Annotated in this window: 17 protein-coding genes; 2 read left to right on the top strand and 15 right to left on the bottom strand. The window is 35.5% G+C overall.

What is annotated here, in order from left to right; genetic code table 11:
* Positions 1 to 76 precede the first annotated feature (76 nt).
* The 3 genes from ACYQ35_RS08425 to ACYQ35_RS08415 form a co-directional block, all read right to left on the bottom strand.
* Entirely contained in the window at positions 77 to 1,267 is a 1,191-nt protein-coding gene (locus ACYQ35_RS08425; protein ID WP_459832233.1) for a HAMP domain-containing sensor histidine kinase, read from the bottom strand.
* Positions 1,255 to 1,935: a response regulator transcription factor gene (locus ACYQ35_RS08420; RefSeq protein ID WP_459832226.1), complete on the bottom strand. Its 681-nt coding sequence runs from the start codon at positions 1,933 to 1,935 to the stop codon at positions 1,255 to 1,257. The genes ACYQ35_RS08425 and ACYQ35_RS08420 overlap by 13 nt, the downstream gene beginning before the upstream one ends.
* 68 nt (positions 1,936 to 2,003) lie before the next feature.
* A complete protein-coding gene (locus ACYQ35_RS08415; RefSeq protein ID WP_009757101.1) occupies positions 2,004 to 2,630 on the bottom strand; it encodes a GNAT family N-acetyltransferase in 627 nt (208 codons plus the stop codon).
* A gap of 103 nt (positions 2,631 to 2,733) precedes the next feature.
* On the opposite strand from ACYQ35_RS08415, the gene ACYQ35_RS08410 reads away from it, so the two are divergent.
* Complete coding sequence (locus tag ACYQ35_RS08410; RefSeq protein ID WP_459832221.1) at positions 2,734 to 3,555, top strand: MerR family transcriptional regulator; 822 nt, start codon at positions 2,734 to 2,736, stop codon at positions 3,553 to 3,555.
* Here the strand turns inward: ACYQ35_RS08410 and ACYQ35_RS08405 are convergent.
* From ACYQ35_RS08405 to ACYQ35_RS08380, 6 genes are all read right to left on the bottom strand, one after another.
* Positions 3,549 to 3,968, bottom strand: a complete 420-nt coding sequence (locus ACYQ35_RS08405) for a DUF5301 domain-containing protein (RefSeq protein WP_459832218.1) — start codon at positions 3,966 to 3,968, stop codon at positions 3,549 to 3,551. The two genes, ACYQ35_RS08410 and ACYQ35_RS08405, sit on opposite strands and share 7 nt — an antisense overlap.
* Before the next feature lie 17 nt (positions 3,969 to 3,985).
* Complete coding sequence (locus ACYQ35_RS08400; protein ID WP_459832215.1) at positions 3,986 to 4,708, bottom strand: hypothetical protein; 723 nt, start codon at positions 4,706 to 4,708, stop codon at positions 3,986 to 3,988.
* Between the two features lies 1 nt (position 4,709).
* Positions 4,710 to 5,570 (bottom strand): ABC transporter ATP-binding protein, encoded by an 861-nt coding sequence (locus ACYQ35_RS08395; protein ID WP_459832212.1) that lies wholly within the window; start codon positions 5,568 to 5,570, stop codon positions 4,710 to 4,712.
* Positions 5,551 to 5,934, bottom strand: a complete 384-nt coding sequence (locus tag ACYQ35_RS08390) for a GntR family transcriptional regulator (protein ID WP_459832209.1) — start codon at positions 5,932 to 5,934, stop codon at positions 5,551 to 5,553. The genes ACYQ35_RS08395 and ACYQ35_RS08390 overlap by 20 nt, the downstream gene beginning before the upstream one ends.
* 102 nt (positions 5,935 to 6,036) lie before the next feature.
* On the bottom strand, positions 6,037 to 6,558 hold the full coding sequence (locus ACYQ35_RS08385; protein ID WP_051121371.1) for an SdpI family protein: 522 nt from the start codon (positions 6,556 to 6,558) through the stop codon (positions 6,037 to 6,039).
* A 36-nt stretch (positions 6,559 to 6,594) separates the two neighbouring features.
* Positions 6,595 to 6,696: a helix-turn-helix transcriptional regulator gene (locus tag ACYQ35_RS08380; RefSeq protein ID WP_459832204.1), complete on the bottom strand. Its 102-nt coding sequence runs from the start codon at positions 6,694 to 6,696 to the stop codon at positions 6,595 to 6,597.
* A gap of 250 nt (positions 6,697 to 6,946) precedes the next feature.
* Between ACYQ35_RS08380 and ACYQ35_RS08375 the strand changes: the two genes are divergently transcribed.
* Complete coding sequence (locus ACYQ35_RS08375; protein ID WP_009757108.1) at positions 6,947 to 7,153, top strand: alpha/beta-type small acid-soluble spore protein; 207 nt, start codon at positions 6,947 to 6,949, stop codon at positions 7,151 to 7,153.
* 72 nt (positions 7,154 to 7,225) lie between these two features.
* Here ACYQ35_RS08375 and ACYQ35_RS08370 read toward each other — a convergent pair whose 3' ends face one another.
* From ACYQ35_RS08370 to ACYQ35_RS08345, 6 genes are all read right to left on the bottom strand, one after another.
* On the bottom strand, positions 7,226 to 7,744 hold the full coding sequence (locus ACYQ35_RS08370; protein WP_459832201.1) for a hypothetical protein: 519 nt from the start codon (positions 7,742 to 7,744) through the stop codon (positions 7,226 to 7,228).
* On the bottom strand, positions 7,744 to 7,962 hold the full coding sequence (locus tag ACYQ35_RS08365) for a helix-turn-helix domain-containing protein (RefSeq protein WP_009757110.1): 219 nt from the start codon (positions 7,960 to 7,962) through the stop codon (positions 7,744 to 7,746). The genes ACYQ35_RS08370 and ACYQ35_RS08365 overlap by 1 nt, the downstream gene beginning before the upstream one ends.
* 9 nt (positions 7,963 to 7,971) lie before the next feature.
* Entirely contained in the window at positions 7,972 to 8,451 is a 480-nt protein-coding gene (locus ACYQ35_RS08360; RefSeq protein ID WP_459832196.1) for a DUF2975 domain-containing protein, read from the bottom strand.
* Positions 8,452 to 8,600: 149 nt separating this feature from the next.
* Positions 8,601 to 10,661 carry an ATP-dependent DNA helicase RecG gene (recG, locus tag ACYQ35_RS08355; protein WP_459832191.1) on the bottom strand — a complete coding sequence of 687 codons (2,061 nt, stop codon included), beginning with the start codon at positions 10,659 to 10,661 and terminating at the stop codon, positions 8,601 to 8,603.
* 73 nt (positions 10,662 to 10,734) lie between these two features.
* Positions 10,735 to 12,393 (bottom strand): DAK2 domain-containing protein, encoded by a 1,659-nt coding sequence (locus ACYQ35_RS08350; protein WP_459832187.1) that lies wholly within the window; start codon positions 12,391 to 12,393, stop codon positions 10,735 to 10,737.
* 18 nt (positions 12,394 to 12,411) lie between these two features.
* Entirely contained in the window at positions 12,412 to 12,771 is a 360-nt protein-coding gene (locus ACYQ35_RS08345; RefSeq protein ID WP_009757114.1) for an Asp23/Gls24 family envelope stress response protein, read from the bottom strand.
* Positions 12,772 to 12,901 lie beyond the last annotated feature (130 nt).

Here is a 12,901-nt window from a genome sequence, read left to right as displayed (position 1 = left end):
ACTTTTAATAGTTAGTCTTACGCTTTCTGTAAGGAGATTATTTCATAGAAAAGTCAATTTTCAGAAAAGTTTTCAGTTATTTTTTGATTTTGATAGTTATAATTGCTCCGCAATCGAAGTTGTTACCTAAGCACATATTCCCTCCGAGTTTTTCGCAAAGTATTTTACAAATAGACAGGCCAATGCCAAAATTCCCACCGTTTGTGGGCGAACTGTAAAAGAAAGAAGTTGCGGAATTTAATTCTTCCGCTGTAAATCCAACACCATCGTCCTGTATTGAAAAACAAATATAATCCTTTTTTTCATCTATCGATAATACTATTTTATCAGTGGAAAAACGGAGTGCATTGTCAAAAATATTTTCTAAAATTTTTGACAACATATCTTTGTCCGTTTCAATAAAAGCATCTTGTGATAAGTCATGTATAATAAGTTTTCTGCCGTATTGTGCCGCTAATACGGAAAATTCTCTTGTTATATCGGCAATTATCTCTTTTAAATTATACTGCTCTTTTCTGATTTCAATTTCTTCCATTTTCTGTATATCTTTCACACAGTCTACATAGCGTTCTAATCTGCTCATTGCTCCTGCCATATTTTTTATTGTTGTTTGCAGAAGTTCTTCTGTCAGCATTTTTCTTTCCATTGATTTCTCCAAATAGTCCAGATAACCATTGACCACAGTAATCGGAGTTCTCAGGTCATGTGAAATTGAAGCGGTCAATGCTTTTCTTTCCTGTAGCATATCCCACATTTTGCAGTTACTTTTATGAATCTCATTTCTCATACATTCAAATGTATCACACAGTTTTCCCAACTCATCATCAGTTGTGTACTGTATTTGAAAGTCTAAATCCTGCTGCGAAATATGGTACATACCGTTTTTCAGATTTTGAAGCGGTATCTGTAACTTCAATTTGTAATAAAATTTAGCAACCATCAAAGAAGCCGCTATAATATAGATAACAGGCAAAATTACCATAAGAATAGTTACGATCCAATAATATATTTGGTTGTCCTTTGAAAGTTCTTTATAAATATATTTTTGAGGAACAACAGTAGTTTCACTTCCCGTTCCCTCATGATTTTTCATTGTATAATCGGTAACAACAATCGGCCTTGTATCCAGTATTTTCTGCTGCATGTCAGAAAATATCAGTATGGTAATAATTGACAATATACTGACACCTCCAAGACAGAGTGCAGCTAGCATAACCAGCGATTTTTTTAATGACATCTTCTGAAATGTATTTTTTATTTTACCCATTTATATCCAACTCCCCATACTGTAGTAATATAGGTTTTATCCGTAAATTCACTGAATTTCAACCGTATCTTTCGTATATGCTCTTTAATAACAACACTGTCTCCACTGCCGTCAATTCCCCAAATACAATCATAAATTTTTTCCCTGTCAAATACTTGTCCTGCATTTGCAGATAATAGTTGTATGATTTCAAACTCTTTATTTGATAATTCAATTTTGTTCCCTTTGATATAAAGGCTTCTATCGGAATAATCAATAATGAGTTCTTCCGAAAATTTGCTTTTTGTTTTATTATGACTTCTCTGTTCCCGCCGCAAATGCGCCAAAATCCTCGCCAGCAACTCATTCACGGAAAATGGTTTTGTAATATAGTCATCTCCTCCTGCCATGAGTCCGTTGATTTTGTCCTGCTCTGATACTCTCGCCGTCAGAAAAATAATCGGACAGGATATAAAATCCCGAATAGATGCGCATAAATCCAAACCATTCATACCGGCCATATTGATGTCCAGTAAAATAATGTCCGGACCATACGACACTTTATCTAAAGTCTCTTTCGCATTACCGGCAGTAAAAACAGCGTACCCCTCAAATTCAAGTTGTAACTTTAACATATCTAAAATAGATTGCTCGTCATCTACAATTAAAATTTTATATTTTTCTTTCAATTTCCCTTTACTCCTTATCAATGAGATTAGGAAAATTATATCATATAAAAGTCAATTTTTTGTCAATTTTAAATTTTATACTCATAAATAAAAAAAGTCATCTCTTCTTTTTCATCGTTCACATCTATGACCTGCTTCTTTTCGCACCGTCTTATCAATCCCAAATGTTCATAAAACGGATAATTACAACTTGTATCCGTAAAGAGATAAAATTCAGAAATGTGTTGTGACTTCATGTAATCTGTAACTGTCTGAAATAGTCTACGTCCCAATCCCTTTCCCCGACATTTTTCACTAATGGCAAAAAACACCACCTCTCCCTTATACTCTTTGTCACAGTCAGCGAGCAGTTCTTCGTCAATCCCCTTCACACCACCAAATATTTTGGAGATTTTTCTTCCCTCTTTTGATACAAAAAGAGAAACAATGGATTTCAGCCATTTTATCCGCAATTTTAATGGGCATTTATGTTTTTGAATATTTTTTCCCATAATAATGCCAACCGGTATATGATTGATAACCGCAACTCTCGTAAAAGTCTGTTCTATAAGACAACTGTTTAAATACACCTTTGCCATTTTCTTTGCAACCTTAGCACAGCAAAACCTATCATATTTCCACGTTTCCCGTATAATATCCTCTAATGCCTGTCTGTCCGTTTCCTGATATTCCCGTAAAATTATCTGTTCACTCATACGTTTTTTTTCTCCTTTTCACGATTTTCTAATAAATCTTGTTTTTCTCTCTCATATTTCATATAATAAACCGTACAGTAACTGTACAGTCAAGGAGATATTTATGTTAAAAGAGAAAAATACACTATTTACAATCGGGCAGTTTGCTGCTCTGCACGAAATCAACAAAAAAACATTAATGTGGTATGATGAGATCGGTTTGTTGAAACCTGCCTGTATAAAAGAAAACGGATACAGATATTACAGTTATCAGCAAAGTGCGGAATTGGAAACTATTTTAATGCTGCGAGAATTGAACGTATCTCTTGAGGAAATCAGGAAATTTATGAGAAATCGTACGGTCGACAATTTTGAATGTCTCCTACAGGAAAAAATCACGGAATTAAATCAGACCATTTCCCACCTGAAATCCATTCAAAAAGTTTTAGTAAATCATCAGAAAGACATGGAAACATTGCATTCTCTTGATTTGTCTGCCATCACTCTTATAGAAAAGCAAAGCCATTATCTGGTGTCAGTCGATGTGACAGCAGATTTACCTTTTGAAAAAGAAATCGAACAGGTTATTTCCGAGACAAAAAAATATCAGCTTCGCCGTCTGCATGATGCCTCCTACGGTGCTATGATTCCTGTAGATAACTTATATGAAAAGAAATTTAGCGAATATACCGCTTTATATATCGAGATGCCTTACCCCGTCTCCAAAAAAGGTCTGCATTTACAACCTGCCGGGACATATCTTCGGGCTTTCTGTCAGGGAAATTGGGACAAACTTTCCAACAGATATAAAGAAATCCTCGCTTACGCAAACAAGCAAGGATTGACTTTACACGGTTATGCTTATGAAACAGGTATCAATGAACTCGTCATCGACAATATGAACGACTATATAACACAAATTGAAATACCTGTTAAAGTTTATTGAAAATATTTTGCTATATCATTATATTCATCACCGCTAATTTGATAAATACCATTGTACGGCTGCTCTAAATAATATTTTCCGTCATCTTCATATATATATACAACTGACGAGCCTTCTTTTTTAAAGTTAAACTCTACTTTTATCGGCTCTTCTGTATTAACAGGAGAGTCATTTATACTTTCTTTTTTAGTAGTTCTTCCATTTTCTTTTAACACATAGAGCATATCTTCTATCTCTTTTATATCTGTGACTTCTTCTTCCTTATTTGGGTTACTTAAAGATATACTCTTCAAATCGTCTGCTTTAGGAAGATTTAATGTATAAGTTGTTCTATTCATAAAAAATGCAACTGCACAACCAATCAGCAGCAATCCAATTATTACAATAACCCCTATTACCTTCTTTTTATTCATTATTTAATACCTCCTACTCACTTAAGTTCCGTATGGCGTATAATTGCAAAAGATACAACACTAAAAATACCAACCAATATAAATAGTGTCAGCACAGGCAAGATATAGTTTACACTTCCACTTTCCATAAATCCCATTGTTTTCATGAAAAACTTCAAAATATTGTTTACAGTTTCATCAGAAAATACATATCTGAATAACGCAACTGTCAGCAGTACAATACCACCAAGAATAACCCCCAAATAAATTGATGTAGTTTTCCCAACTTTATTGATTACAAGTATCACTAAATATAATAAACAGCAAATCAGTACATAAACAAGAAACAGCCATAACCAGTTCATAAATAAATTGCCATATCCATATATTCCACCATAAAGAGAAATATATCTATCGTTAAAATGATGAATAATATTACCTATTGCCATATCTACAAATGCCATTATTCCGGATATAAAACAAAATAGAGAAAATGTGGCAGCAAATATATATTTGCGTGTAAATCCATTTTGTATCAACATCTTAAAATCTTCTTTAAATCCCAACACACCTAAAATGCTGACATAAATCAATGTATTTATTTCTAATGCATTTGTTCCTATATTTTCAAAAGTCCCCATACTAATTCCAATAATAAGTGTGATAAGGCTGACAATCGCATACTGTATAGCATAAAAGATCCATATATATTTAAAAGAAGTCATGCACTCATATTGAACAACCGATTTTAAATATTTCATACTATTTACCGCCTTTCTCTGTTATTTTAACGAATAATTTTTGTAAGTTCATTGTCGAAATTTGTAAGTTACTATTTGGAGATAATGGCGTTTTCTCCCCTAAGATATAAGCAATTTTCAAATTTCCCAACTCATCATAGCCGATAACCTTTTTATCGGAACAATAATCATCAACTTCTCCGGCAACTCCCGAAATACTATATCCCGTTTCCAACAGGTTCTCTACTTTTTCTTGCAACAAGACTTTTCCCTTATCAATCAGCACAACTTCCTCGATGATATTTGCCACCTCTTCAATTAAATGTGTCGCAATAATAATCGTGCGCTCATTATCTTCGTAATCTTTTAAAAGCAAATCATAAAACAACTCCCTATGGTTTGCGTCCAAACCTAAAACAGGTTCGTCAAAAATTACATACGGAACATTAAGCGATAAAGCAACCGTTAATTTAAAAATTGACTGGTAACCTTTGGATAATGCCTTAAATCTTTTATTCGTATCAAGATTAAATTTTTCAGAAATTTCAAAAGCCTTATTTAAGTCAAAACTATCATAAAACCGTTCAATCCATTTGAAATGGTCTTTAATTTTTAAACTTGTATCATATAAGTCAGATTCGCTCATGCAAAAAATTTTTTCATGTACCTGCATATTGTCTTTTGCCGGTATGTCATCAATAAGAACCTCACCGCTATCGGCAAAAATACGATTCGCAATAATATTAATAAGGGTAGACTTCCCTGCACCGTTTCTTCCTAAGAATCCATAGATTTTCCCGAATCCGAAAGAAAAAGAAACATTATCGACCGCTGTTAAGTTGTCGTATCTTTTTGTGACATTTTTAATTTGAATTGCATTCATGTGCATAACCCCTTTCTATTAATGAAATAATTTCTTCTTTGCTCATTTGTAATTTAGACGCTTCTTCAATCAATGTTGCGATATATTGTTCATAAAACTGTCCCTGTCGTTTTAATTTTATCTTTTTAACCGCTCCCTCTTTTACAAACATACCCAAACCCCTCTTCTTATAGATAATTTCTTCGTCCACCAACATATTCATACCTTTTAAAACCGTATGAGGATTTATGTTCAATAAAGCGGATATTTCATTTGTGGAAGGAATTTTGCTTTCCTCCGGAAATACCCCTGTAAAAATAGAATCTTCAAGTTGTTCCGCTATTTGAATAAAAATCGGTTTTTCTATATTTGCATTTATGTTCACTATATCACCACCTGTTTGTTTGTATGTTTGTTAGTCAAGTAACTAACTAAATCACATCTATAATATACTCATTTTCAAATATATTGTCAATAGTTTTTAACATTATTTTTTCATATAGAAACAATAAGAAATTACTGCCGGAATACCAATCCACAATAGCATGGCAAACAATGTTACCGCTTCAAAATCCGCTATTGTCAGAGAGCACCCCACATATAGACAGGCAATCGGCAATGAAATAACCCCCATTACTTTATGAGCCACATTCCATGTATCCTGATCCCGCACCGTCCACGGCAGTCTTAAATCGGTATGTCTTGTAAATGGAAGTTTTGGAGAAACAATACCCGTAAAAACCATGATACAGGCAATTAAAAGCATGGCAAAGAGCCTCTCGTCATATTCCGAAAAGGATATAACATTCAATGCCACCAGCACTGAAGTCACTATTCCTACTCCTATTTTCTCCCCTGCTCGCTTTTGAACTATTTGCTCACGTTGTATTTCCGCCAATTGCTCATTTAGTTGTGCCAGTTTCTCTGTTAAATGCTCACTATTTTCATCTTCAATTTCACTTCCTAAAAGCGTGCTTACAGATACTTCCAACAGTGAAGCCATACGCATTAAAACTTCTGCGTCCGGAACTGATAAAGCCTGCTCTCATTTTGATACCGTCTGACGCACCACATGAAGTTTTACCGCCAACTCTTCCTGACTCATTCCTTTTCTTCTACGATATTTTTTAATATTTTCACCAATCATGTCCATACCTTCTTTATACAATATTTTTGTATCGATACTGTCTTTACTATACGTTGAAAGTTCTGAATATGCAAGCAACGGAAATTAACATCGCAATATCTTGTATTTTCCTCTATGACATATATACAAATTTTGTCAAAAAAAGAAAGAATTACTAGTTTAATTCTAATATTTCTCCACATACTATCCTTGTAACAAAACAACAAAGTGTTACAAAGAATTATTTCATTATTTAAAGGAGGAAATTATCATGACAAGTCGTTCATCAAATAGGGCTGCTGTACCTGAAGCAAAAACAGCATTAGACAAATTCAAATATGAGGTTGCAAGTGAACTTGGAGTACCATTAACAGACGGTTATAACGGTGACCTCACATCAAGACAGAATGGTTCTGTTGGCGGATATATGGTTAAAAAAATGATCGAAGAACAGGAAAAACAGATGGCTGGTAAATAAAGCCAAACTTTTTGTAAACAAAAAATCTGTCGGTAATTTTAATTATCGGCAGATTTTTACTGTTTAAAAGTTTTATGTATCTTCCTCGCAGAAATACAGTCTTTGTGTATCCGTATCATAAATCGCCAGTATCACGTTAAGTGAACTCGCATTTGCAATCTCTTCACGAGTCATACCTGTTTTCCCATTCTGCTTATTAAATAAAAAATAATATCCATTTTCTACTTTTGGCATAAGTCCATTTCCTTTATCATCTGTCATATATGGACCAGAGATTTCTATTGTGTCATCAGTTTCTTTCCCGGTTCCATATGCTAAAGTTTCCGCTCCTTTATCAAGTGGAAGTCTACTCCATTTCTCATTATTCTTTATCTTCTCTTCCAGTTTGTTATTAGAAAACTCTAAGACTCCGTATGTTGTTCCATCTCCATGAAAACCTCCATGTGTGTCAGAAACCGTAATTTCCTTCCCACCGGATACGTCCACTCCTATTTTTTCAGAAATTTCTTCTGAAAAATCAGTTGAATCGCAGGCACTCATCTGAAACATAAGAATCAAAATAATGCCAACCATTACAAAATGTTTTTTCATTAAACCTCTCTCTCCCGATATTCCAAGATATCTCCCGGCTGACACTCTAATGCTTCACATAGTTTAGTCAGCGTAGATATTTTTATCGCTTTTGCCTTTCCATTCTTTAGTATGGAAATGTTTGCCATTGTAATTCCAACTTTTTCAGACAACTGTGTCACACTCATTTTACGTTTTGCCAGCATAACATCAATGTTAAAAATAATTTCGCCTTCCATAAGTACCTCCTAAATCGTCAACGCATTCTCTTCCTGTAATGCAGCCGCACCGTTAAGGAACTCTGCGAAAGCAACACTTATAACAGCAATCGAATAGCCAATAAATATAATTCCCATTGACAATATAAAAATACTCGGGTGGCTTCTATTCAACAAAAACAGGAAAATATTCCCCATTAAGAAAAAGGTTGGGTCTGAAACTGTCCAAAAAAATATTTTTTTCATTCTCTTTCCATTGATGAAGGTAAAGATAGTTCCCTGCCGAACAGAAGTTGCAAATTTCCACATCAAACCTAAAACAATGTAGCATGGAATTGCCGTAAGCCAAATAAAAATAAGCCACGGTAAATAGTAATTTGAAAACTCTGGATAACTGCTGACAAGTTCTTTACTGACTGTCGGGAAAACCAATAGAAAAATTGCAAATCCACCGATTCCCATTCCTAGTATCATTATTTTTAATAATTTAGATATTGTATCTCGTTTCATTGTATTCCTCCTTAAATACTCTTATATCTTTATTTCTAACTAGACTATACCATTAAAATTATTAAAAATCAATATAAATTTATCGTATTACAATAAATTTATTTAAAAAGGGAAATAGACTGCAACCTTTCGCCTATTTCCCCATCTTATTAAAGAGTTGTTTCCAACAATATATCACGCATATATTTCTGTAAATATTTTCTTAAATTTTCATTTTCTTCTCTCTTCAAATCTGGATCGTCCTCAAGCAGTTGATTTGCTGCCTCGTTTGCATTTTGCAGCGTTTTTGCGTCCTGAAATACATCTGCAAGTTTGAAATCCAAAATTCCGCTTTGCCGTATTCCAAACAAATCTCCAGGGCCACGCAATTTTAAATCTTCCCCTGCAATTTTAAATCCATCATTAGATTTATTTAATATTTCCAATCGTTTCTTTGTTTCTTTCGATTTTGTTCCCGTCATAAAAATACAGTAGGATTGGTGTTCCCCTCTTCCTACGCGTCCTCTCAACTGATGTAACTGGGCTAAACCGAATCTCTCTGCATTTTCAATCATCATTATGGTAGAATTCGGGACATTAATACCAACTTCAATTACGGTTGTGGAAACAAGTACCTGCACATCATTTCGGGCAAATCTTTCCATAATCTCATCTTTTTGTGCCTGCTTCATCTTGCCATGCAGATATTGTACATGAATTTGCTCTCCCAATTCTTCTTGCAATGCTTTGGCATAGTCTGTTACGTTTTCTGCTTGTAACGTCTCACTTTCTTCTACCATTGGACAAATGACATAACACTGTCTTCCCTGTCCGATTTGTTTTTTCATAAACTCATATGCCGTCTTCCGATAAGACGTATCTACAACACAGTTTTTTATCGGAAGTCGATTCGCCGGAAGTTCATCAATAACAGAAATGTCCAAGTCACCATATAAAATAATCGCCAGCGTTCTCGGTATAGGCGTCGCACTCATAACAAGAATATGAGGAGTATTTCCTTTTTCCGACAATTTTTCCCTCTGTTTTACACCAAACCGGTGTTGCTCGTCCGTAATGACCAAAGCCAAATTTTTATATTCTACTTTTTCCTGAATGAGGGCATGTGTTCCTACTATAAGGTCCGCTTCACCTGTTCCTATTTTTTCATATGCAATTCTTTTCTCTTTTGCCGTCATCGAACCGGTAAGTAACTCCACTTTTAGAGGAATATGATACTTGTCAAGCATCTCGCGGATAGAGTGGTAATGTTGTTTTGCCAACACTTCCGTCGGCGCCATCATTGCCCCCTGATACCCATTCAGCCCTACAAGCATCAATCCGAGTAACGCGATAATCGTTTTCCCTGAACCTACATCTCCCTGTACAAGTCTTGCCATGACTTTTTCTCCGGTTATATCCCGCTTGATCTCCTCCCAAACTTTCTTCTGTGCATTCGTCAGTTCATATGGCAGTTGATCCAGAAATTCTTCTATCTCCTTTGGCATTACAAAAGAAAACGTGTTCTGCATTCTCTCTTTTTTCTCTTTTAATTGTCTCAAAGATAAAATGAACAGCAAAAACTCCTCAAACACAAGCCTTTCCCTTGCATAGTAATATTCTTCTTTATTCTTTGGAAAATGTATTCCCCTTACCGCATAGTTATATTCTGCCAAATGATACCGCAGTCTGATTTCTGCCGGCAGTATTTCTTTCTTTAAATCCAAATTTTCTAAAGCCTGCTGCTCCATCTTGGCAATCATATGATTTGTTATTCCCGCCGTCAGAGGATATACCGGCTGAAGTGTGTTTTCCTTCTCCTGGTATTTACTGCTCGGATAAAAAATTTCCGGCTGCTCCATAGTCAATACTCTTTTTCGTTTCGTCACCTTACCCCGCAAAGTGATAACGCTGCCGGAACGCAGTGTATTTTTCAAAAAAGGCATACGAAACCAAATCACTTTCAAAGTTCCGGAAATATCTTTTAAAGTCAGCGTTGTTATTTGCATCGCACGAGTTCCCGTAACCTGAACCGCTCCCCAAATCGTCCCCGTGACCGTAACCGTTCTTCCCTCTTCCACTTCCGATATTTCCACCGGTTTCTCATATACATCATATGTTCTTGGAAAATACCGGATCAAATCTCCCACGGTAAAAATACCTAATTTATAAAATAGTTTTTCTGTTTTTTCTCCTACACCTTTTAATTCTGAAATATTCGATAATTCATTCATAGTTTTTTCCATTCTTCTGATATAGAAAAAGCGACTCCGAAGAATCGCTTTTCTTTTAGATTTCACATCATTTTTATTCTACTGCAAGCACATAGTAGTAAATCGGTTGTCCACCGAAATGTGTATCCACATCTGCGTCCGGATACAACTCCTCAATCTCTGCCGAAAGTCGCTCTGCTTCTTCCTCCGAAACTTCCTGGCCAAAGTATAAACTAATGAGTTCTGAATCTTCGTCAACCAACTGTGCAAGCATATCTTTTGTCGTTTCCTCTACAGATGTTCCAACAGAAAGAATACCTGTATCACCGATGCCCATAATGTCTCCCTCATGGATTTCTTTGTCATCAATGTGAGTATCTCTGACCGCATAAGTCACCTGACCTGTCTTCACGTTTTTGATTTCCTCAAGCATTGTCTCTTCATTTGTCTTCGCATCTGCCTCCGGCATATAGTTGATAATTGCCGTAATTCCCTGAGGAACCGTCTTCGTCGGAATAACAATAATCTCCTTATCCTTTGTTAAAGACTGCGCCTGATTTGCCGCCATAATAATATTTTTATTGTTTGGTAAAATAAATATATGTTCAGCATTTACCGCATCGATTGCCGCAAGCATATCCTCCGTACTCGGATTCATTGTCTGTCCGCCTTCGATAATATAATCTGCGCCTAATTCTCTGAAAATTTCATTTAATCCTTCCCCTATGGAAACGGCTATAAATCCCATTTCTTTTCTAGGTTCTTCCTTTTTCTTCGCCTGCTCCAGAGCAAGTTTCTCTGCATCGCGGATTAATTTTTCCTGATGTTCTTCACGCATATTGTCGATTTTCATTCTCGATAACTGACCAAAAGTTAATGCTTTCTGAATAGCAAGTCCCGGATCATTTGTATGCACATGTATTTTTACAATTTCCTCATCTGCAACACATACTATAGAATCTCCGATAGATTCCAAATATGCTTTAAATTCTCTTTCATCTTTCTCCGTAAATTCTTTTTCAGTCATAATAATAAATTCTGTACAATAACCGAATTTAATATCAGCCGGCACATCATTGCTCACTTTTAAAGTTGCTTTACCTGTACTTGGAGCAATCTTACTGTAATCTATCTCTTTGCCTAAAAACGCATCATATGCACCTTTTAGCACTTCAAGCAATCCCTGTCCGCCGGAATCCACAACTCCTGCCTCTTTTAATACCGGTAACATATCAGGTGTCTGTGAGAGAACATATTCTGCATGTTCAATTACCTGCGGAATAAAAATTTCCAAATCATCTGTTGTCTCAGCCAATTCAACAGCTTTCTCTGCAATTCCCCTTGCCACGGTTAAAATTGTTCCCTCTTTAGGTTTCATAACCGCTTTGTACGCTGTATCCTTCGCTTTCATACAGGCTTTCGCTAAAATAACCGTATCCACTTCTTTATGTTCTTTAATCCCTTTTGTAAATCCTCTGAACAACTGGGATAAAATAACACCTGAGTTTCCTCTTGCCCCGCGAAGAGAACCTGAAGAAATTGCTTTTGCCAGTGATGCCATATCAAACTGTTCAATCGCCGTCACTTCCTTCGCCGCTGCCATAATGGTCAGGGACATATTTGTACCCGTATCACCATCAGGAACCGGAAATACGTTCAATTCATTGATAAATTCTTTTTTCGCCTCTATGTTACCTGCACCCGCCAAAAACATCTTGGCAAGCACTTCTGCATTTATTGTTTTTGTTGCCACAACAAAATCCTCCTTAAACTAATCGATTACCCTTACGCCCTCGATGTAGATGTTAATTTTATCTACTGACATACCTGTAAATTCTTCTACTTTATATTTCACATTACTGATTAAGTTTTCCGTAACAGCCGAAATACTGACACCGTAAGAAACAATCACATGGAAATCCAGCGTAATTTTATTGTCTTCTGAAATATATACCTGAATTCCGTGCGTCAGGCTTTCTTTCTTTAACAATCTGACAAGACCATCTTTCATATTCACTGCTGCCATTCCAACAATTCCAAAACATTCCACAGCAACAGAGCCTGCATATTTAGCAATTACTTCAGGGTCAATTGTAATAATTCCAAAGTCTGTACTCATACTACCTTTCATATCTATACCTCCAATTCATTCTGGATTTAATCGTATTTAACATTTGTATTATACTCTGTTTCCGTGTTTTTTACAACATTTTCCGAAAAGTTAAATAAGAGGAAAATAAACTCTGTCAACCATTTTTGAT

The sequence above is a fragment of the Faecalimonas hominis genome, from assembly GCF_054660755.1.
Note: the sequence above shows the minus strand (reverse complement) of the source record. Positions and strands in the feature narration are given on the sequence as shown.